At 59.6% G+C, this 19512-nt stretch carries 19 protein-coding genes; 6 read left to right on the top strand and 13 right to left on the bottom strand.

All coding sequences use genetic code 11. The features are described from left to right. Positions 1-43 precede the first annotated feature (43 nt). From BLO97_RS19075 to BLO97_RS19055, 5 genes are all read right to left on the bottom strand, one after another. Positions 44-919 carry a metal ABC transporter substrate-binding protein gene (locus tag BLO97_RS19075; RefSeq protein WP_092347354.1) on the bottom strand — a complete coding sequence of 292 codons (876 nt, stop codon included), beginning with the start codon at positions 917-919 and terminating at the stop codon, positions 44-46. An 11-nt stretch (positions 920-930) separates the two neighbouring features. Continuing rightward, positions 931-1797 (bottom strand): metal ABC transporter permease, encoded by an 867-nt coding sequence (locus BLO97_RS19070; protein WP_003207012.1) that lies wholly within the window; start codon positions 1795-1797, stop codon positions 931-933. Beyond that, on the bottom strand, positions 1797-2465 hold the full coding sequence (locus BLO97_RS19065; protein ID WP_092347351.1) for a metal ABC transporter ATP-binding protein: 669 nt from the start codon (positions 2463-2465) through the stop codon (positions 1797-1799). Before BLO97_RS19065 ends, BLO97_RS19070 begins: the two co-directional genes overlap by 1 nt. Next, on the bottom strand, positions 2462-3358 hold the full coding sequence (folE2, locus tag BLO97_RS19060) for a GTP cyclohydrolase FolE2 (protein WP_092347348.1): 897 nt from the start codon (positions 3356-3358) through the stop codon (positions 2462-2464). The genes BLO97_RS19065 and folE2 overlap by 4 nt, the downstream gene beginning before the upstream one ends. Before the next feature lie 116 nt (positions 3359-3474). Beyond that, positions 3475-3867, bottom strand: a complete 393-nt coding sequence (locus tag BLO97_RS19055) for a glutamine synthetase (protein ID WP_092347345.1) — start codon at positions 3865-3867, stop codon at positions 3475-3477. A 138-nt stretch (positions 3868-4005) separates the two neighbouring features. Here BLO97_RS19055 and zigA point away from each other — a divergent pair, with 138 nt between their 5' ends. Continuing rightward, the gene (gene zigA, locus BLO97_RS19050; RefSeq protein ID WP_092147629.1) at positions 4006-5214 is read left to right on the top strand and encodes a zinc metallochaperone GTPase ZigA; all 1209 of its coding nucleotides are present in this window, start codon (positions 4006-4008) and stop codon (positions 5212-5214) included. Next, positions 5214-5864, top strand: a complete 651-nt coding sequence (locus BLO97_RS19045) for a DUF1826 domain-containing protein (RefSeq protein ID WP_092221181.1) — start codon at positions 5214-5216, stop codon at positions 5862-5864. Before zigA ends, BLO97_RS19045 begins: the two co-directional genes overlap by 1 nt. Here BLO97_RS19045 and BLO97_RS19040 read toward each other — a convergent pair. After that, positions 5861-6214, bottom strand: coding sequence for a hypothetical protein (locus tag BLO97_RS19040; protein ID WP_063323710.1), 354 nt, complete (start codon positions 6212-6214; stop codon positions 5861-5863). The two genes, BLO97_RS19045 and BLO97_RS19040, sit on opposite strands and share 4 nt — an antisense overlap. A gap of 27 nt (positions 6215-6241) precedes the next feature. Between BLO97_RS19040 and BLO97_RS19035 the strand changes: the two genes are divergently transcribed. Continuing rightward, the gene (locus BLO97_RS19035; RefSeq protein WP_092347342.1) at positions 6242-7207 is read left to right on the top strand and encodes a CobW family GTP-binding protein; all 966 of its coding nucleotides are present in this window, start codon (positions 6242-6244) and stop codon (positions 7205-7207) included. Between the two features lie 12 nt (positions 7208-7219). Here BLO97_RS19035 and BLO97_RS19030 read toward each other — a convergent pair whose 3' ends face one another. Then, positions 7220-7642, bottom strand: coding sequence for a DUF3301 domain-containing protein (locus BLO97_RS19030; protein WP_092347339.1), 423 nt, complete (start codon positions 7640-7642; stop codon positions 7220-7222). 119 nt (positions 7643-7761) lie between these two features. Between BLO97_RS19030 and pdxY the strand changes: the two genes are divergently transcribed. Further along, the gene (pdxY, locus tag BLO97_RS19025) at positions 7762-8634 is read left to right on the top strand and encodes a pyridoxal kinase PdxY (RefSeq protein WP_092221187.1); all 873 of its coding nucleotides are present in this window, start codon (positions 7762-7764) and stop codon (positions 8632-8634) included. A gap of 107 nt (positions 8635-8741) precedes the next feature. On the opposite strand, the gene BLO97_RS19020 is transcribed toward pdxY, so the two are convergent. Beyond that, a complete protein-coding gene (locus tag BLO97_RS19020) occupies positions 8742-9227 on the bottom strand; it encodes an acyl-CoA thioesterase (protein WP_003206993.1) in 486 nt (161 codons plus the stop codon). Between the two features lie 277 nt (positions 9228-9504). On the opposite strand from BLO97_RS19020, the gene BLO97_RS19015 reads away from it, so the two are divergent. Continuing rightward, positions 9505-11268, top strand: a complete 1764-nt coding sequence (locus tag BLO97_RS19015) for a cation:proton antiporter (protein WP_092147644.1) — start codon at positions 9505-9507, stop codon at positions 11266-11268. A gap of 13 nt (positions 11269-11281) precedes the next feature. Here BLO97_RS19015 and BLO97_RS19010 read toward each other — a convergent pair whose 3' ends face one another. The 3 genes from BLO97_RS19010 to uvrD all read right to left on the bottom strand — a co-directional run bounded on the left by BLO97_RS19010 (position 11282) and on the right by uvrD (position 15203). Further along, on the bottom strand, positions 11282-11689 hold the full coding sequence (locus BLO97_RS19010; RefSeq protein WP_030139083.1) for an SMI1/KNR4 family protein: 408 nt from the start codon (positions 11687-11689) through the stop codon (positions 11282-11284). A gap of 140 nt (positions 11690-11829) precedes the next feature. After that, positions 11830-12708 (bottom strand): Tim44 domain-containing protein, encoded by an 879-nt coding sequence (locus tag BLO97_RS19005; RefSeq protein ID WP_092147647.1) that lies wholly within the window; start codon positions 12706-12708, stop codon positions 11830-11832. Between the two features lie 311 nt (positions 12709-13019). Beyond that, the gene (gene uvrD, locus BLO97_RS19000; RefSeq protein ID WP_092347336.1) at positions 13020-15203 is read right to left on the bottom strand and encodes a DNA helicase II; all 2184 of its coding nucleotides are present in this window, start codon (positions 15201-15203) and stop codon (positions 13020-13022) included. Between the two features lie 261 nt (positions 15204-15464). Here uvrD and BLO97_RS18995 point away from each other — a divergent pair, with 261 nt between their 5' ends. Further along, positions 15465-18335, top strand: a complete 2871-nt coding sequence (locus BLO97_RS18995) for an EAL domain-containing protein (RefSeq protein ID WP_092221191.1) — start codon at positions 15465-15467, stop codon at positions 18333-18335. Positions 18336-18391: 56 nt separating this feature from the next. On the opposite strand, the gene BLO97_RS18990 is transcribed toward BLO97_RS18995, so the two are convergent. Then, positions 18392-18706 (bottom strand): hypothetical protein, encoded by a 315-nt coding sequence (locus tag BLO97_RS18990; RefSeq protein WP_092147653.1) that lies wholly within the window; start codon positions 18704-18706, stop codon positions 18392-18394. Between the two features lie 308 nt (positions 18707-19014). Then, complete coding sequence (locus BLO97_RS18985) at positions 19015-19449, bottom strand: DUF3757 domain-containing protein (protein ID WP_092147656.1); 435 nt, start codon at positions 19447-19449, stop codon at positions 19015-19017. Between the last annotated feature and the right edge of the window lie 63 nt (positions 19450-19512).

Raw genomic sequence — 19512 nt, 5'->3', positions numbered from 1 at the left:
CGTCACCGTTCATCGCGGCAAAGCCTTGCTCCCACGAATGCTCTCAAGGCCGACTCAGCGCCTCATACAACGTATTGAGGTTGTATTCGAAAAGACCAGTAAAGGTGCTGGCCGGTCCACTGGTCGCGAGTGCATCGGAGTACAGCGTACCACCGATGTGCGCGCCGCTCTCGTCGGCGATCTGCTTGAGCAGGCGTGCGTCCTTGATGTTTTCCATGAACACCGCTTTGACCTTCGCCTGACGGATCTGGGTAATCAGTGCCGCGACTTCTGCCGCCGACGGTTCACGCTCTGTGGATAAACCCTGGGGCGCCATGAACTCGATGCCATAGGCCTGGCCCAGGTAACCGAATGCGTCGTGGGAGGTCACGATCTTGCGATTGCCGGCAGGCAATGCACCGAGCTTGGCCTTGGCTTCGGCGAGCAGGGCGTAGATTTTCTTCAGGTACGCCTGGCTGTTGCGTTCGTAGTCGGCCTTGTTGGCCGGGTCGGCTGCTTCCAATGCCTTGGTGATGTTGCTGACATACAACTCGGCATTCGCCAGGTTGTGCCACGCGTGCGGGTCGGGGATGGTCTCGCCATCCTCATCCAGTGAGCGCGGGATGACGCCGCGACTGGCGCTGACCACCGGGGCTGTGGTTTCAGTACTGGTCACCAGGCGATCCAACCATGGCTCGAAGCCCAGTCCGTTCTTGATGATCAGTTTTGCCTTGAGCAATGCCTTGGCGTCGTCTGGCGTGGGTTCGTAGGTGTGTGCATCGGCGTCCGGCCCGACCATGTTGGTGATGTGGATATGCTCACCGCCGACCTGTCGGGTCATGTCGGCGAGGATGCTGAAGCTCGTCACCACCTGAAGCTTTTCGGCGGCGGACAGGGACATGGACAGCATCAGACTGAATAGCACGAGCAGAGCGCGCATCGGGAAACACCTCATTGGGATGTGAGCAAAGGCGGGCGGCGCAGCAAACCGTGCACCGGCCCGAATACCACCGACAGCAGATATAACGCGCCCGCCACCAGTACGATGGACGGCCCGCTGGGCAGTGAGTAGTAGAAGGACAACAACAGGCCAAGCCACACCGAGAGGCAACCGAGCAGCGCCGCGATCAGCATCAGCAGTGGCAGGCGACGGCTCCAGAATCGCGACGCGGCGGCCGGCAGCATCATAAGGCCTACCACCATCAGCGCACCGATGGCCTGGAAGCCGATCACCAGGTTCAACACCACCAGGGTCAGGAACACGCCATGGGCCAACGGGCCGAGACGACTGACGGTTTGCAGGAACAGCGGGTCCAGCGTATCGAGCAGCAACGGTCGATAAATCAACGCCATCGCCAACAGGCTGGCTCCAGAAACCCACAGCATGCCGGTGAGTGTCGGGCCATCTACCGCCAATGCCGAGCCGAACAGCAAATGAAGCAAGTCCAGGCGTTTACCGGCCATGCCGAGGATTAACACGCCGGCCGCCAGGGAAATGGGATAAATCGCCGCGAGGCTGGCGTCTTCCCTTAGGCCGGTACGCCGGGTAATCCAGGCGGCGAGCCCGGCCATGCTCAGGCCCGCGCCCAGGCCGCCGATGGTCAAGGCTGGCAGGCTCAGCCCGGCGAACCAGAAACCCAGGGCGGCGCCAGGCAGAATGCCGTGCGCCACGGCATCACCAATCAGGCTCATGCGCCGAAGAATCAGGAACACACCCAACGGCGCCGTGCTGCATGCCAGCACCAGGCCGCCAAGCAAGGCCCGACGCATGAAGACAAACTCTTGAAACGGTTGCCAGAGATGAGTGGCCGCAAGCATCAGGCCACCCACGTGTGGGGTTGTTGAGCGATCAAGTCGACGCTGCCGCCCAGCACGCAGCCGGTGTTGCTGATCAGCAGCGTATGGGGGATATGTTGGCGGACCGCTGCCAGGTCATGGCACACCACCACGACGGTTCGGCCCTGGGCATGCCAGTGATGGAGGTGTTTCCACAGCAGCGCCTGGCCCTGTTCGTCGAGGGCGGCGTGGGGTTCGTCGAGCAATAGCAGTGGCGCTTCGGCCAGGCTGAGGCGAGCGAGCAGGGCGCGTTGCAACTCGCCTCCAGACAACGCCATTAGCGGACGATGTTCGAGTCCGGTCAGCGCCCAGTCGGCCAGCACGGTCTGGAGCAATTGCCTTCGCTTCGCTGGCGTGTGTCGATTACCCCAGGAACCGGCCGCCACCAACGCTTGCAAACTGATGGGAAATTGCCGATCCAGATGTTGCTGCTGCGGCATGAACGAAACTCCACCACGGCGTGGAACATCCAAGGTGACTTTGCCGGAGAGCGGTTTTTGCATCCCCGCGAGCACTTTCAACAGGCTGCTTTTGCCCGAGCCGTTGGCTCCGATGATGGCGGTAAGACTGCCTGCCGGTCGCTGCATCGTGAGCGGCGGTGTGAGAGGTTGTCCGGGGGCGCCCCAGCGTAGCGCTTGGCAGTTGATCATGATGCCTCCCGGGTCCAGCGGCTTTGCGCCACGGCGTCATGGGCGTGCAGGCTTTCGGCATGAACGACGCGTACATTCAGAGCAACAATGTCGAGTGACCGACTCAGGGCGATGCTTAATCGCCGCGCGGCGTCTTCGCAGAACATCAGGTTTTGGCCGTTGGCCAGGGCGAAGGCCTGCTCATCGGCGCGCTTGACGGCGGTTTGCACAGCGGTGCCGAGGGCTGCTTCGGCTTCGTTGATGAAAGACTGCAGCGGCAAATCGTCGGCATCGGCGTTCAGGCGCAAACTCAGGAACGCCGTACTGCGTTGGCTATGAGGGGTGGCAACAATACCGTTCGATGAACCTAGCCAGGCCAGGATCTCGGCGTGTTCAAGCTTCTTGTTAGCGAAGTCGTCGACGAATTGCTGTTGGATCAATTGCCGGGCAAGTGCGGCCGAACAAGGGCAGGTGGAGGAATAGGGAATCTGGATGTTCAGTTCCACGTGGAACATTGCGTTTTTCAGGTGGGCTTCGATGCTCACGGGGTAACGTTTCCAACCCATCAGCGGGCTGATGAGTGCCGGACGCTTGAGCAGCAGATCGGTATGCACACTGAGCGACGCCGCGTGGGACAAGCCTTCGTGGCTGTCGAGAAATTGCTGAAGGATTCGGCGCAATAACGCTGGCGAAAGCGCAGTCTCTTCGAGCAGTTCCAGCGTCAGGTATAAGCGTGACATGTGAATGCCGCGCGCCTCACCGTCGTCAAGGCTGACACCTGCGTCGGCCATTGCGCTCAGCCGCTGGCCGTCAATCAACACCGGTGTTGCGATGCCACACATACCCACCCAATCAAGGGGTAGGGCTTGACGTGAAGCCTGCGCAGCGATGTCGGGCAGGGTTAACGCGTTCATGGTCAAGGTCCATCGAAGGTTCAAAATTAGATGTTATAGTATAACGTCTAATTTAAAAAAGCCTTTTCCATGAAGGGATTTTCATTTCCCCAAACGTTCACGTTCCACGTGAAACATCAGCGCGATGAATCCTGGCAGCCGTTCATACGTCCGCATACAAATGCACCCGCACTACCACCAGAGCTCGAGAAACGATTGAGCGTCGTCCAGCCCACACGCCGGCTGTATCCGACCCAACTTTCTCCATCCGATGCCAAACCAGTAAAGAAGGTGAGCTGACCGTAACGGCTGGTTGTTTGCGCCCAATAACGACGACTGGCGGCTTCAAATCCCCGCAAATAAATTGTGCTTCCCGCCGTTGCGACGCTGTAGGCATTGCCCTGAATGTCCGCGCACGCCAGCAGATTCGCACTGCGGGTGCAGTTCGCCAGGAGCGGGGTTTGTGCCGAAGCGCTTAACATCCACAGCAACAACGGGCTTGCCAATACGAATTTCAGATGACTGCGCATGGAATGATCTCCAACCAATGCGGGACGGCGGGGTGGTTGAATTGTGTTGTTATACTATAACATAAACGCGACCCCTGAACCTGGTCAGACCTGGAAACGAGCCGTAGTCGAAGCGGCCGCCCGATGAGGATATACCTGATGCCCAATCGTCTTCCCGTAACCGTGCTTTCCGGATTCCTCGGTGCCGGTAAAAGCACACTGCTCAACCACGTTTTGCGTAATCGCGACAATCTACGAGTTGCGGTGATCGTCAACGATATGAGCGAGATCAACATCGATGGCAGCGAAGTCCAGCGAGATGTCACCCTGAGTCGTTCCGAAGAAAAACTGGTGGAAATGAGCAACGGCTGCATCTGCTGCACGTTGCGCGAGGACTTGCTCAAAGAAGTCGGGCAACTCGCCAGGGAAGGGCGTTTCGATTACCTGCTGATCGAATCCACCGGTATTTCCGAACCGTTGCCAGTGGCGGAAACCTTCACGTTTCGTGATGAAGAAGGCCGAAGCCTGGCCGATGTGGCGCGACTCGACACCCTGGTCACGGTGGTCGATGGGGTGAATTTCCTGTTGGATTACCAGGCTGCCGAAAGCCTGGCGTCACGGGGCGAAACCCTGGGTGAGGAGGATGAGCGCTCAATCACAGACCTGCTGATCGAACAAATCGAGTTCGCCGACGTGATTCTGATCAGCAAGATCGACCTGATCAGTCAGCATGAGCGGGAAGAGTTGACTGCGATTCTGCAGCGTCTCAACGCCCAGGCGCAGATCATTCCGATGGTCATGGGGCAGGTGCCATTGGGCAGAATCCTCGACACAGGCCTGTTCGACTTCGAACGCGCCGCCCAGGCACCTGGCTGGCTACAGGAACTGCGTGGCGAGCACGTGCCAGAAACCGAGGAATATGGCATCGCCTCGACCGCCTACCGAGCACGCCGGCCATTTCATCCCGAGCGGTTCTTCAATTTTATCGACCGTCCGTGGCCCAATGGTAAACTCCTGCGCTCCAAGGGGTTCTTCTGGCTGGCCAGCAAACCTGAAGAAGCGGGCAGCTGGTCCCAGGCTGGCGGCTTGATGCGACATGGCTTCGCCGGGCGTTGGTGGCGGTTCGTGCCGAAAAACCAATGGCCGCAGGATGAAGAGAGCACAGCGGTGATCATGAAGAACTGGCTGGCCGCCACAGGCGATTGCCGTCAGGAGCTGGTCTTCATTGGTCAGGACATTGATTTTGGCCAACTCGCCGCTGAACTGGACGCTTGCCTGCTCACCGATGCGGAAATGGCCCTCGGGGTCGAAAACTGGCGGCTGTTGCCGGATCCGTTCGGCCCGTGGCATGACGAGGTCGCGGCGTGATGCTGGCGCCCAGTCTGAAAAAGGCTACGCAGGCACGACAGGTCCAAGGTGATACGCCAGGGGTATTCACGCAGATCCTGGACGACGGCACCAACCTGGCGGTCTGGCAGCGTCAGCTTCCTGCGCACATCAGCGATTTTGCGGTCATGGTGTTGGCGATGGACCAGTCCTTGGCCGAATCACGCGTGCTTGAGTTGCCGGAGGAAGACTCGCAGCCGGCGTTGCAGGGCCTGGCTGCAGGTTTCAGCGACCTGCAAGGCTATGAAGGCTTTATCGCCGATGTCTCCTGGCTCGTCAGTGCATTTGCCTGCCTATTGGGTGCCCAACGTGTCGGCCTGCGCCTGCGCACGTTGGACAAGGCGATGTGCCCACGCTTCCACGTTGACCACGTACCGGTGCGGCTGCTGACCACCTATGCGGGTGTCGGCAGCCAGTGGCTCGAGGAAGGTGTCATGGACCGTCGACGACTTGCCGAGCCTGAGGCTGAGCCCAGTGACCCACGCGTGATCCAGCAGTTTCGTTGCGGTGATGTGGGTTTGCTTAAAGGCGAAAAATGGCGCGGTAACGAAGGCCTTGGCCTGATTCATCGATCACCGGAGCCGGCGCCGGGAGAGCGTCGATTGATTCTAACGCTGGATTGGCTGGCTTAAGGCTTGAGCCAGGTGCCTTGGCTTTGCCCTTCGCAAAATGGCTGCAGGTACGCGGCATCGGTCGCCACGCCGTAATAGTGAATATCCTGGCGGTAAGGCATATTGGCGACCTGGGCGTTGCTGCAGATGCCGAACGCGCCGCCAGGGCATTGATCGACGTATTGCACCTCGACTTTCTGGCCGGCAAGGTTTGGCTGGCAGAAACCATCGGCAAACAGCTTCTGCGGGATGTTGCGGTTCTGCTGGCAGACCTTCACATCCAGCCGTTCCGCCTGACTGTGCACCACACAGGCCTGGGCCAGTGCCTGGTTGGAAGTCAGTGCCAGTAATAACCAGCCGATCATTCGCATATTCACCTCCATCGAAAGTCGTCGATTATGTTGCAGCACATTCCCACCCATGTCATCGCCGGTCCCTTGGGCGCCGGCAAGACCAGCCTGATCAGGCATCTGCTGGCGCAGCGCCCGGCCAATGAGCGCTGGGCGGTGCTGATCAATGAGTTTGGCCAGATCGGCCTGGATGCCGCGTTGCTGACCCAGGCTGGCGATGGTATCGCACTGGGCGAAGTGGCCGGCGGCTGCTTGTGCTGTGTCAACGGTGCGCCGTTTCAGATCGGTCTTGGGCGTTTGCTGCGCAAGGCCCGGCCGGATCGGCTATTCATCGAACCCTCGGGCCTGGGGCATCCGGCACAGTTGATGCGACAACTGAGTGAAGCGCCATGGCTCGGCGTGCTGGCGGTGCAACCCTGTGTGCTGGTGCTGGATGCCCGGGCGATGGCGGACGGCAAGCCTTTGCCCGACGCGCAGCAACAAACCCTGGCGGCTGCCGGACTGCTGGTGCTGAACAAGTCCGAGTCCCTCACACAAGCCGATCGTGAATGGCTGACGGCGCAGCTGCCAGGGCGTGCGTTGTACTGGACGCAACAGGCTGCGTTGCCGATCGATCGATTGCCAGGCCTTGCGGCTCGGGGCAGTGGGGCTGTGGATAACTTGAATCTACCAAAGCGCTTGGGCCAGATGCCGGCCATTTGGTCCGACCCGACGCTGCCGATCTGCTTGTATCAGCAGCAGGACGGTGGTTGGAGTATTGGTTGGCGCTGGCATCCCAGCCAGCAATTCGACGCAGCGGCATTGACGCGATGGCTACAAGGCCAAGACTGGAAACGGGCGAAAATGGTTATCCACAGCGTCGACGGTTGGATTTCAGCCAATGCGCTGGAAGGGGCGGTGTCGGGTTGGCAAACCAGCGAGTGGCGCCAGGATTCTCGGATCGAGCTGATTTTCGATCAGGTGCAAGACGTCGATCGCCTGCAGGCCGAGCTGGCGAACTGTCGGTGTCGCTGAGTCAACGCTGTTTCAAGGCTTCCACTTGTTGTGTTCCTGGCGCCACTGGCTCAATTCGATAACTTCAGCCCTGGGCCTGGTCTGGACCGGTTCGATGGGCGTTGGCGGTGTTTCTTCAAAGGGCATCGGGTAGGGTGCCAGCTCTATGTGTGCGCTGTGGGCACCAAATTGGGTGATGGTGCCCGAATGGCGGCTTTCTCCGGTGACGGTGAACTCGAAGGTGTAGACGCGAGCCAGGCGTCGCCGACCATTGGCGTCCTTCATGAAGCCGATTTTTTTCAGCGCCACGTTGCCGTCCAGCAGTTCGATCTTGAGGTTGGTGCAATGCTGCATGACCCTCGCCAACGCCCGTTCGCGCAAGCCATGGTTGTGCCACAGCCAGGCGCCGCCGGTAGCCAGCAGCATCAGCACGAAGATGTTTCCAAGGGTCAGCATGAACGAAGTGCTCCAACAAGTTGCTGTCAGCTTAACTGCCTCGCCGGTCTGTCGTACAGGCTGCGTTTAGTCGCATACTGCGCGGCTTGAATTTCAATCGTTTTACGGAAACTTCCCGCATGAAACGTACGCCTCATCTGCTTGCCATTCAGTCCCACGTGGTGTTCGGTCACGCTGGCAATAGCGCCGCGGTGTTTCCGATGCAGCGGGTCGGCGTGAACGTCTGGCCGCTCAATACCGTGCAGTTTTCCAATCACACCCAGTACGGCCAATGGACCGGTGAGGTGCTGGCGCCGGAGCAGATACCGGCATTGGTAGAAGGCATTGCCGCTATCGGTGAGCTGGGGCATTGCGATGCGGTGTTGTCCGGTTACCTGGGCAGCGCGGCTCAGGGGCGGGCGATTCTGACGGGCGTGGCGCGGATCAAGGCCGCCAATCCGAAGGCGCTGTACCTGTGTGACCCGGTTATGGGGCATCCAGAGAAGGGCTGTATCGTGGCGCCCGAGGTGAGTGAATTTCTCCTGGAAGAAGCCGCTGCCGTGGCGGACCTCATGTGCCCGAACCAACTGGAGCTGGACAGTTTTTCGGGACGCAAGGCGCAGTCTTTGCTCGACTGCCTGGCCATGGCCCGGGCGTTGCTGGCCCGTGGGCCGAAGGCGGTGCTGGTCAAGCACCTGGCCTACCCTGGCAAGCCGGATAACAGCTTCGAGATGCTGTTGGTGACCGCCGATGGCAATTGGCACCTGCGCCGTCCGCTGCTGGCTTTCCCGCGCCAGCCGGTGGGTGTGGGTGACCTGACCTCGGGGTTGTTCCTGGCGCGGATATTATTGGGGGACAGCCTGGTGGCGGCACTCGAATTCACCGCGGCGGCGGTGCATGAAGTGCTGCTGGAAACCCAGGCCTGCACCAGCTATGAGCTGGAACTGGTCCGTGCCCAGGACCGGATCGCCCATCCACGGGTGCGGTTCGAGGCTGTGCCAATCAGTCTCTGATCAATGCAAGCCCCTTGTGGGAGCGAGCTTGCTCGCGATGAGGGCATCACATTCAACATAGAGGTTGGCCGTGACATCGCCATCGCGAGCAAGCTCCCACATGTCGGTTAAGGCCCGTCTGCCTTGATGTCCTGATAACGCTTTTCCAGCTCCTGGCGAATCTGCCGGCGTTGCTGGGCTTGTTCGTAGCGGCGTTTTTCTTCGCTGTTTTGCGGCTGCAAGGGCGGCACGGCTGCGGGTTTACGCAGGTCATCCACCGCAACCATGGTGAAGAAGCAACTGTTGGTGTGGCGCACCGAGCGTTCGCGAATATTTTCGGTCACGACTTTGATGCCCACTTCCATCGACGTGTTGCCGGTGTAGTTCACCGACGCCAGGAAGGTCACCAGTTCGCCGACATGAATCGGCTCACGAAAGATGACCTGGTCAACCGACAGGGTCACCACGTAGCGCCCGGCATAGCGGCTGGCGCAGGCGTAAGCGACTTCGTCGAGGTATTTGAGCAAGGTGCCGCCATGGACATTGCCAGAGAAGTTGGCCATATCGGGGGTCATCAACACCGTCATCGACAGCTGGGCGTTTCCAGGTTCCATAACGTACTCACGGTTCAAGGCAGCAATTCGGGAGTGCACCTCTGCGGGTGCTGGTGGGTGGCCTGCAACAGGTCACCAGGTTTTAAAAACCACCGATATCGGGACGCTGCGCTTGTGGTTGCCGTCACGCACCGATGGATCTGTTTCCATATATTGCACTGTCTTTTTGTCGGAAGTCGCGGTGTTACCCTTCAAAAGCCCGTTGTGAGGGCAATTCCTACAGGGGAACCGGATTTCTCCAGCTCTGCAGTGCGTCATTTGAACAGGGAGCCTCGACATGCATGCCATCAGTTTCATTCAAGACTTGGCGATCATCATGATGGCTGCGGGACTGGTGACCGTACTCTTTCATCGTTTCAAGCAACCGGTGGTACTGGGCTACATCGTGGCCGGCTTCATCATCGGCCCGCATACGCCGCCGTTCGGTTTTATCCACGACGCAGACACGATCAAGACCCTGGCCGAGCTCGGGGTGATCTTCCTGATGTTTTGCCTGGGCCTGGAGTTCAGTCTGCGCAAACTGTTCAAGGTCGGGGCCACCGCCTTCATCGCGGCGTTCCTCGAAATCGTGCTGATGATCTGGATCGGTTATGAAATCGGCCGCTGGTTCGAGTGGAGCACCATGGACTCGCTGTTCCTCGGCGCGATCCTGGCCATTTCCTCCACCACCATCATCGTCAAGGCCCTCAACGACCTGAAAATGAAGAACGAGCGCTTCGCGCAGCTGATTTTCGGGGTGTTGATCGTCGAGGACATTCTGGGTATTGGCATCATCGCCTTGCTGTCGAGCATTGCCGTCAGCGGCACCGTGAGTTCCGGCGAGGTGTTTTCCACCGTGGGCAAGTTGTCGTTGTTCATGATCGTCGCGTTGGTTATCGGCATTCTGCTGGTGCCGAGGGTGCTGGCCTACGTGGCGAAGTTCGACAGCAACGAAATGTTGCTGATTACCGTGCTGGGCCTGTGTTTCGGCTTCTGCCTGCTGGTGGTGAAGCTGGAATACAGCATGGTGCTCGGGGCGTTCCTGATCGGTGCGATCATGGCTGAGTCCCGGCAACTGCTGAAAATCGAGCGGCTGGTGGAGCCGGTGCGCGATCTGTTCAGCGCGATCTTCTTCGTCGCCATCGGGCTGATGCTCGACCCGGCGATCTTGCTGCAATACGCCTGGCCGATTGCGGTGATCACGGGTGCAGTGGTGCTCGGCAAGATGTTGTCCTGCGGCCTCGGTGCCTTTATCGCCGGCAACGACGGACGCACCTCGCTGCGCGTTGGGATGGGCCTTTCGCAGATCGGCGAATTTTCCTTCATCATCGCGTCGTTGGGGATGACCCTGCAGGTCACCAGCGATTTCCTCTATCCGGTTGCGGTCGCCGTCTCGGTGTTGACCACACTGCTGACGCCGTACCTGATCCGGGCCGCCGACCCGCTGTCCGTCAAGTTGGCGACGGTCATGCCGCAACGGTTGACGCGTGTGCTGGGGATGTATGGCGAATGGCTGCGCAGCATCCAGCCCCACGGCGAAGGAGCGATGATGGCGTCGATGATCAGGCGGATTTTGCTGCAGGTTGGAGTCAACCTGGCGCTGGTCATCGCGATTTTTGTCTCGAGCGGTTATTTCGCCGAGCGAATATCGGCTTACCTGCAAGCGTGGATCAGCGACCCGAGCTGGCACAAGGCATTGATCTGGGGCGGGGCATTGCTGGTGTCGCTACCGTTCCTGATCGCCGCCTATCGCAAGCTCAAGGCGCTATCGATGCTGCTGGCGGAGATGGGCGTGAAGACGGAGATGGCTGGCCGCCACACCCAGCGCGTGCGTCGGGTGATCGCCGAAGTGATCCCGATTCTCTCGTTGCTGGTGATTTTCCTGCTGTTGGCAGCCTTGTCGGCCAGCATTTTGCCGACCAACAAGTTGCTCGTACTGATCGCCGTGGTGGCGACTGCCGTGGCGGCACTGCTCTGGCGCTGGTTCATCCGCCTGCATACGCGGATGCAGGTGGCCTTGCTTGAAACCCTGGACAACCACAAGGAGTCGTCCGGGCATTGACCGGCCATGGGGCTCAGCTTTCCAGCCAGACGTCCCGCGCCCAGTGCCAGACCGATTCCCAGGTTTCTTCGGCGATCAGCTCTTCGTCGGCCTGCCACAGCACCACAGTGCCGTCTTCTTCGACGCAATAGTAATCGTCGCCGTCCTGGCATATCGGGATCAGGCTGCGGTCGACACCGGCATCCCAGGCATTGGCGGCCACATCCGGCAGGTAGGTGTGGGATTGTGGATCGGTGACGGTCACTGGCTCCAGGCTGCCATAGACGACATCGCTGACGGTCAGCAAAAACTCCCTGAAGACGAATGGAATATCGATGAACAGCTGCTCTTCGATCTCTACCAGCAAGTCTTCGTCGGGCAACTCCAGCGGGACCGGTACGGGCTCGTTGGCTTCACGCAATTGTTCGATGATTTCTTCCACGTCCGGGGATCCTCTTTCTCGATGGCGCGGTTTTATATGGAGCGGTTTATACAGTAGCTCGCTATAGATGCAACCGCGAAATAGAAAACCCCGGCCTGAGCCGGGGTTCTTTTATTTCAACATGCAAAACGGGCAAAGGTTCAACCGTTCTGGCGGATACCGGCCACCAGCCAAGGCTGGTCATCGCCCTGGGCACGTTCCATGTTCCAGCTTTCGCTGAACGCTTCGCCCTTGTCGAAGCGAGAATCCTTCGACACACCGCTGAAGGTCAGGGTGGCGATGGTCTTGTCGGCGCGATCGTCGACGCCGTCCAGCTGCACGTGCAGATTGTCGATGTAGGTGGACTGGAAGCCATCACCCAGCTCGGTCCGCTCGCGCTTGAGGAACTCCAGTAGTTGCGGAGTCACGAACTCGGAGATCTTGTCCATTTCGTTCGCGTCCCAATGCTGCTGCAGGGCCATGAAGTGGTTGCGCGCGGCTTCGATGAAGCGTTGCTCGTTGAACCAGGCCGGCGCATTGATGACCGGACGAGCGGCCGCAGGCGCTGCCGAACCGCCGAAGATCGAACCACTGGCAGCAGGCTGCTGGTTGAACACCTCACGCTGCATCGGCGCATGGCCGGCTGGAGCGAATTGCTCCTGCTGCTTGCGACGACGAGCGGCAATGAAGCGGAAGACCAGGAAGGCGATGACCGCCATGATCAGGATGTCGAAGATCTGCATGCCCTGGAAGCCGTCGCCCATGAACATGGAGGCGAGCAGGCCACCGGCGGCGATGCCGGCCAGGGGGCCGAGCCAGCGCGAAGCACCGCTTGCCTTGGTGGCAGCGCCCGCGGCACCGGCAGCGCCTGCGGTGGCAGCGGTAGAGCCGGCGGCAGAGGACGGCGCCATCTGGCTGGTCTGGTGAGTCGGGGCTGCCCCCGAGCTTTTACCACCGCCAAAGCGCTTGGCGGCATTGGCGTCGATGGCCATCGTCAGGCCAATGCACAGCGCCATGGCGATGCTAAGAAAACGTTTCATATAAAGGCATTCCCATTTGTGGATAGCACGCGGGCCATGTTGCACAGGTGAAGTGTTGCTGGCTAGCGGCAGAGTGTTTCGGGCTTTTGCGTGACAGGTTAGGTTCAGCTTCAACCGCGCAAGAGGGCTTGTTCGATTTGGGCTGTAGGAAAAGTAAATAAGTTCGGTCGGAAACTAATGTGGGATGGGAGAAATACTTGTGGGAGCAAGGCTTGCCCGCGATAGCGATCGGTCTGACGCACCTGTGTTGAATGTGCCACCGCCTCGTGGGCAAGCCTTGCTCCCACAGCAAGGTGCTTCTTACGAAATCTTTAGATCGCTTCCAGCTTGGCATACCCCAGCATCAGCCACTTGCTGCCTTCGCTGAAGTTCACCTGCACCCGCGCCTGGGCGCCGGCACCCTCGAAGTTGAGGATCACGCCGTCGCCGAATACCGAATGCCGTACGGTCTGGCCGAGGCTGAAGCCGGTTTCCGGGATGTCGCTGCCGCCGAACAGGCTGCTGGTGCTTTGCTGCTGGCCGCCACCGAACGGACGGCTGACACTGTTGGACAGCCGCACTTCCTGGATCAGGCCCTTCGGTACTTCACGTACGAAGCGCGACACCTTGTTGTAGGTCTCGCTGCCATACAAACGTCGGGTTTCGGCGTAGGTCAGTACCAGATTCTGCATGGCGCGGGTGATACCGACGTAGGCCAGGCGCCGTTCCTCTTCCAGGCGTCCCGGTTCTTCCAGGCTCATCTTGTGGGGGAACAGGCCTTCTTCCATACCCACGAGGAACACGTAGGGGAATTCCAGGCCTTTGGCGCTGTGCAGGGTCATCAGCTGGATGCTGTCTTCATGTTCGTCGGCCTGGGTGTCGCCGGCTTCCAGGGAGGCGTGACCCAGGAAGGCCGACAGCGGTGTCAGGTCTTTGTCTTCTTCGGTACTTTCGAAGTTGCGCGCGGCGCTGACCAGTTCCTCAAGGTTTTCCACCCGGGCCTGGCCTTTCTCGCCTTTTTCCGCTTCGTGGTAGGCGATCAGGCCGGACTGCTCAATGACGGTCTGGGTCATCAAGTGCAGCGGCATTTCCCCGCACTTGGCGGCCAGGTCCTCGATCAGGTCCATGAAGGCCTTCAGGGCGCCAGCGGCGCGACCGGTCATGCCTTTGTTGACGACCAGTTGGCGCATGGCTTCCCACATGGACACGTGGCTGTGGCGCGCGTGATCGCGAATCGCTTCAACGGTTTTTTCACCGATGCCCCGTGTTGGCACGTTGATCACCCGTTCCAGGGCCGCGTCGTTGCCGCGTCCTTCGATCAGGCGCAGGTAGGCCATGGCGTTCTTGATTTCAGCACGCTCGAAGAAGCGCTGGCCGCCGTAGATGCGGTACGGGATCCGTTCGCGCAACAAGGCTTCTTCCAATACCCGCGACTGGGCGTTGGAACGGTACAGGATGGCGATGTCGCTGCGGGCCAGGCCGGTTTTCAGCGCGCTTTCGATGGTTTCCACCACGTAGCGGGCTTCATCGTGTTCGTTGAAGGCGGCGTAGAGATTGATCGCTTCGCCTTCGCCGCCATCGGTCCACAATTCCTTGCCCAGACGCCCTGTGTTGTTGGCGATCAGGGCGTTGGCGGCCTTGAGGATGCCGGCGGTGGAGCGGTAATTCTGTTCCAGACGGATGACTTCGGCGTCCGGGAAGTCCGCCGAGTACTGGTGAATGTTTTCGATCTTGGCACCGCGCCAGCCGTAGATCGACTGGTCATCGTCACCCACCACCATCAGGCTGTCGCCGCCCTTGGCGAGCAGGCGCAACCAGGCGTATTGCACGGCGTTGGTGTCCTGGAATTCGTCCACCAGTACATGCCGGAAGCGCTTCTGGTAGTGGGCCAGCAGGCCTGGGTGGTCGCGCCACAGGTCCAGCGCCCGTAGCAGCAGCTCGGAAAAGTCGATCACTCCGGCACGCTGGCACGCCGCCTCGTAGGCCTCATAGATGCTGCGCATGGTCGCCAGGAACAAGTCGCCGCTGGCCTGGATGTGCTGCGGGCGCAGGCCTTCGTCTTTCTGGCCGTTGATGAACCATTGGGCCTGGCGGGCCGGCCAGCGCTGCTCGTCCAGGCCCAGTTCGCGGATTACCCGCTTGACCAGACGTTGCTGGTCGTCGCTGTCCAGGATCTGGAAGGTCTGGCTCAGCCCGGCCTCCTGCCAATGCGCCCGCAACAAGCGGTGTGCCAGGCCGTGAAAGGTGCCGACCCACATGCCGGCAGGGTTGATGCCCATCAGTTGTTCGATGCGATGGCGCATCTCGGCCGCGGCCTTGTTGGTGAACGTCACCGACAGGATCGAATGGGGCGAGGCGTTCTCGACCTGGATCAACCAGGCGATACGGTGCACCAGCACTCGGGTTTTACCGGAGCCGGCACCGGCCAGGACCAACTGACGACCCACGGAGGCAGCTACGGCCTGACGTTGGGCATCGTTGAGGGAGTTCAGCAGAAGGGAGAGATCATCGCGCATCGGGGCATTCTAGGGGGCGGCGTCATCCCGGGCAAACCGAGCTTTGCATCAGCCGATAAAAGACCGCTTGATGATGACCGGTGGGTCATGGGCTACAGGCGTTGGCGGGACTCGCTCGAAAGGGTCGCCACCCAATGAAACAGCGACTTTTTTCCGTTTTTTTATGAGCTGGGGCAGTGTGGGATGCCCCGTGGCTTGTGTATGCTCGGTGCTTGTTTCGGGTTCTCCACGCTCCACTGAATAAGAACAAAAACAGTGCCAATGACCCTCAATTCCGATCCGGCGGGCCCCTGTGTGGAGCCGCGGGTCATCTGCAAGCAGTACGCCATGGAGATGGCGGTCGAGCGCACACGTCTGTTGTATCAAGGCTCGCTGCTGCCTACGCTGTTCATGCTGCTCAATGGTCTGGTCTGCGCCGCGCTGTTATGGGAGCCGCGGCGCTATTTTCTGGTCAGCGTCTGGCTCGTCTGGTTGTTGTCGCTGGTGGCCTTACGGGTGATCCAGGTGGCGGCTTTCGATTCGGCGATGCCGAGCCGCCAGGCACACCCGATCTGGTTGCGTATGTTTTTGCTGGGCTCGGCGATGACCGGCCTGACGCTGGCTGGGGCCGGTATCGCGCTGGTCCCGGCTGACAGTTTCCAGCAGCAGGCCTGGGTGTTCGGCCTGATTGGCGCGGCCGCCCTGTCGGCCAGCGTGGCCTACGCGGTAAGCCTTCCCGCATTCCTGTCCTTTACCTTGCCCTGCCTGTTACCGGCCATCGGCTACCTCTTCTGGGGCGGCGACGAGCAGCAACGCGGGTGGGGCTGGCTTGGGCTGATCGTGCTGGTCTCGCTGAGCGTGGTCGCCTGGCAAGTCAACCGCTTGATCCAAAGCGGCCTGTTGCGGCGCTTCCAGAACCAGGCGCTGATCGAGCATCTGCAGCAAGCACAAACCCGCAGTGCCCAGCTCAACGACGCGCTGGCCCGGGAGGTCGAGCAACGCCGTTCGGCCGAGGAAAAACTGCGAGCGGCCCAGGTTGGCCTGGAGGCGCGGGTCGCGCAGCGCAGTCTTGAACTGGAGGTCGCCAGCCAGGCCCTGAGCAAGAGTGAGGCGCGTCTGGCCCTGGCGCTCAAGGCCAGTGAGCTGGGGTTGTGGGATTGGAACCTGCAGACTGACGAAGTCCATCACACTCAGCTCAAGGAGCTCTTCGGCCTTGAGCCCGAATACATCACGGCGATGCTCACTCACCTCACTCCGCGCCTGCACCCTCAGGACCTGCCGGCGCTCAAGCGGGCCTTGGTCGAACACCTCAAGGGCCGCAGCGAGGATTACCAGATCGAATACCGTGTGCGCCACGGCGATGGCCACTGGGTCTGGATCGAAGACCGCGGTCGGGCTGTGGAGCGCAGCGTCAGCGGACGGGTGCTGCGTATGGTCGGTACCCGGCGAGACATCAGCACCAGCAAGGAACTCGAGCAGCAACGGCAACTGGCGGCCACGGTGTTCGAAGCCGCCAGCGAAGGTATCGTGATTTTCGACCCCCACTACGTACTACTCGCTGCCAATCAGGCGTTCACGCGGGTCACCGGTTTCAATATCGATGACATGCTCGGGCGCAACGTGGTGGACCTGCCGTGCAGTCGCGACGCGCGCCGGCATTACCCGATCATTCGCCAAGCGCTCAAGCAGCACGGCACCTGGCAGGGTGAGTTGGTGGAGGCGCGGGCCAACGGCGAGTTGTATCCGCAATGGCTGCAACTGAACGTTGTGCGCAATGCGCGGGGAAATGTCAGTCATATCGTGGGCTTCTTCGCCGATCTTTCGGCGCGACGCGAATCCGAAGAGCGGATGCGCTACCTGACCCATTACGACGAATTGACCGGGCTGGCCAATCGCTCGCTGTTTCGTGAGCGCCTGCACGAAGCTCATCAGCGTGTGCGCCAGGGCGGACGGCGCAGCCTGGCGTTGCTGCATATCAACCTGGACCGTTTCAAGTTGCTCAACGACAGCCTCGGCCATGACATCGCCGACCAGTTGCTGCAGAAAATGGCACGACGCCTGATCAATGCGCTGCCCGAGGCGGATACCATCGCGCGGCTATCGGGCGATGAGTTTGCGGTGTTGTTCGATGCCTATGGCAACCTTTCGAGCCTGGCGCGGGTGGCGACTCGGCTGGCCGCCAAGCTGCGTGTGCCACTGACCATAGAGGGCCATGAACTGGTGCTCAGTGCCTCGATCGGCATCAGCCTGTTGCCCGACAACACGCGAGAAGTTGCCATGCTGGTCAGCCAGGCGAACATGGCCATGCAACATGCCAAGCATTTGGGCGGCAACAATTTCCAGTTCTACACCGACAGCCTCCAGGCCAGCACGCTGGAGCGCCTGCAACTGGAGAATCAGCTGCGCAAGGCCTTGGAAGAGCAGCAACTGAAGGTTTTTTATCAGCCAAAACTGTGCCTGGCGACCGGACGCCTGAACGCCGCCGAGGCGTTGGTGCGTTGGGATCATCCGGCCATGGGTCGGGTACCGCCGGGGGATTTCATTGGCCTGGCCGAAGAGACCGGGTTGATCGGGCCGATCGGCGAATTCGTATTGCGCCAGGCTTGTTGGCAGGCATGCGAATGGCAGCGCCAGGGGCTCGCGCCGATCAGGGTGTCGGTCAATCTGTCGGTGCATCAATTGCGCCAGGGCAAGCTGGTCAGCCTGGTGCGACAGGTACTGGAGGAAACCGGTCTGGCCCCTCAATACTTGGAACTGGAGCTGACCGAGAGCCAGTTGCTCGACAGCGTTGAACACATCATCGCTACGTTCCAGCAATTGCGTGACCTTGGGGTCAAGCTGGCGATCGACGATTTCGGCACTGGCTACTCATCCCTGAGTTATCTCAAGCGCATCCCGGTGGATTACGTGAAGATCGACCAGGCGTTCATTCGCGGGCTGGGTGAGGGCAGCGTGGATGCGGCAATTACCCGGGCAATCATTGCAATGGCTCATGGCTTGTCGCTCAAGGTTGTGGCTGAAGGCGTGGAGCGGCAGGGGCAGCTTGAGTTCCTGGAAGCCGAGCGATGCGACGAGGTCCAGGGCTATCTCATCAGCCGGCCGGTCGAGGCCGAGGGCCTGGCCCAACTGCTGCGGGAGCAACGCCAGGAGTGAAACGTCCCGTCGGAGTGGCACGCACGGTGTCGCTCCGACGGGAACATGATGAGGTATTAATGGGTAATCATGACTTCATCAATGTGATGAACGAGTTGATTGTTGAAGAAGATGCTGACTCCGGTTACGTTCGAGTCGCCAAGCACTTTGTATTCGACCTGTTTGTGCGTGATAACTTGCAGTGCAACTTCATCACTTTGTTCCAGTTGCAAATCCAGGCGTAGATCGAAGGATTTGTCTTGTGTTTCACTCAGTACCAACTTTGGTGTGATGCCACTGTTCGATACCTCTACCGATCCATAGACGCGGAACGAAGCGGCGCCGGGCATACGGTCAATTTGTGCGGTCCAATCTTTAGTAGTAATGCTCATAGTGGGTAACTCCTGTACGTTAAGTTGATTGCGTCCTGCGAGGCCAATATATCGGATTTGACTGAGAGTGGTGAGGGTTGTTGTGGTTGATATTGTAAGCGAAAGTTGGTTGTCAGGAGGGGGCTTGTTTCTACTGTTTGAATATTGTTGCTTGAGCGGAACTAAATGGTCCGTGGTTCTCTGCTGCTAATAAGTTGGTTTCGCCCGAATTAGACTTGTGAAAGAGCTCCCAGTAATTTTAAACGTGTACCTGCGGTGAGGTGCAAGGCAGTTGCATCTCACCGCAGGTAAGCCCCTTGGTTAGCGGTTTATTCTTCGAGTCGGGAGAACGCACAGGCTCCTTTCGCTTGGGTTGTGCACTCATAGATAGTTGTTCCGAAATAACCTTCTGCGGTTTTCCAGTTTTCCAGTTTTTCAAGCTTTACCACTGCAGTTTTTCCCTGTGCGTTCAGTGGGTATAGTAGATTGACCTCGTTGCCGTTTTGGGTCGTGTAGGTACACCTCGCTATATGTCCACCCGTTGGGCTGGAAGAGCCATCCTTGGGCTGGTAGATACCGCCGACAAAGCGCTGCAATGGACTATTGTCACCTGTTTGTGCTTGGCCTAACCATCCACCTTCGGCCGAATAGTATGCGCCTGTAAGATGAATATTTTGTGCTTCCGGGCAAAATTCTTGAGACACAGCAAAAGCTTGAGTGTTGAGAAAAAAAAGCCCTGCAAGGTATATGTGTTTGTATTCCATTATCAGTCTTCTGTTTGGTGTTTATTAAATTTTTGAGTAAGGTAAGGAATTTTTATGCTAGCA

This window comes from Pseudomonas sp. NFACC05-1 (assembly GCF_900100135.1).
Taxonomy (GTDB): Bacteria; Pseudomonadota; Gammaproteobacteria; order Pseudomonadales; family Pseudomonadaceae; genus Aquipseudomonas; species Aquipseudomonas fluorescens_Q.
The sequence above is the reverse complement of the archived record's forward strand: the minus strand, read 5'-3'. Positions and strand labels throughout refer to the sequence as shown.

Coding starts and splice junctions, on each gene's coding strand:
- BLO97_RS18995 (WP_092221191.1), top strand. CDS start 15,465: ATGACCCTCAATTCCGATCCGGCGGGCCCCTGTGTGGAGCCGCGGGTC.
- BLO97_RS19015 (WP_092147644.1), top strand. CDS start 9,505: ATGCATGCCATCAGTTTCATTCAAGACTTGGCGATCATCATGATGGCT.
- BLO97_RS19055 (WP_092347345.1), bottom strand. CDS start 3,867: ATGCGCAGTCATCTGAAATTCGTATTGGCAAGCCCGTTGTTGCTGTGG.
- BLO97_RS18990 (WP_092147653.1), bottom strand. CDS start 18,706: ATGAGCATTACTACTAAAGATTGGACCGCACAAATTGACCGTATGCCC.
- BLO97_RS19005 (WP_092147647.1), bottom strand. CDS start 12,708: ATGAAACGTTTTCTTAGCATCGCCATGGCGCTGTGCATTGGCCTGACG.
- BLO97_RS19045 (WP_092221181.1), top strand. CDS start 5,214: ATGCTGGCGCCCAGTCTGAAAAAGGCTACGCAGGCACGACAGGTCCAA.
- pdxY (WP_092221187.1), top strand. CDS start 7,762: ATGAAACGTACGCCTCATCTGCTTGCCATTCAGTCCCACGTGGTGTTC.
- BLO97_RS18985 (WP_092147656.1), bottom strand. CDS start 19,449: ATGGAATACAAACACATATACCTTGCAGGGCTTTTTTTTCTCAACACT.
- folE2 (WP_092347348.1), bottom strand. CDS start 3,358: ATGAACGCGTTAACCCTGCCCGACATCGCTGCGCAGGCTTCACGTCAA.
- BLO97_RS19040 (WP_063323710.1), bottom strand. CDS start 6,214: ATGCGAATGATCGGCTGGTTATTACTGGCACTGACTTCCAACCAGGCA.
- BLO97_RS19035 (WP_092347342.1), top strand. CDS start 6,242: ATGTTGCAGCACATTCCCACCCATGTCATCGCCGGTCCCTTGGGCGCC.
- BLO97_RS19065 (WP_092347351.1), bottom strand. CDS start 2,465: ATGATCAACTGCCAAGCGCTACGCTGGGGCGCCCCCGGACAACCTCTC.
- uvrD (WP_092347336.1), bottom strand. CDS start 15,203: ATGCGCGATGATCTCTCCCTTCTGCTGAACTCCCTCAACGATGCCCAA.
- zigA (WP_092147629.1), top strand. CDS start 4,006: ATGCCCAATCGTCTTCCCGTAACCGTGCTTTCCGGATTCCTCGGTGCC.
- BLO97_RS19075 (WP_092347354.1), bottom strand. CDS start 919: ATGCGCGCTCTGCTCGTGCTATTCAGTCTGATGCTGTCCATGTCCCTG.
- BLO97_RS19070 (WP_003207012.1), bottom strand. CDS start 1,797: ATGCTTGCGGCCACTCATCTCTGGCAACCGTTTCAAGAGTTTGTCTTC.
- BLO97_RS19020 (WP_003206993.1), bottom strand. CDS start 9,227: ATGGAACCTGGAAACGCCCAGCTGTCGATGACGGTGTTGATGACCCCC.
- BLO97_RS19030 (WP_092347339.1), bottom strand. CDS start 7,642: ATGCTGACCCTTGGAAACATCTTCGTGCTGATGCTGCTGGCTACCGGC.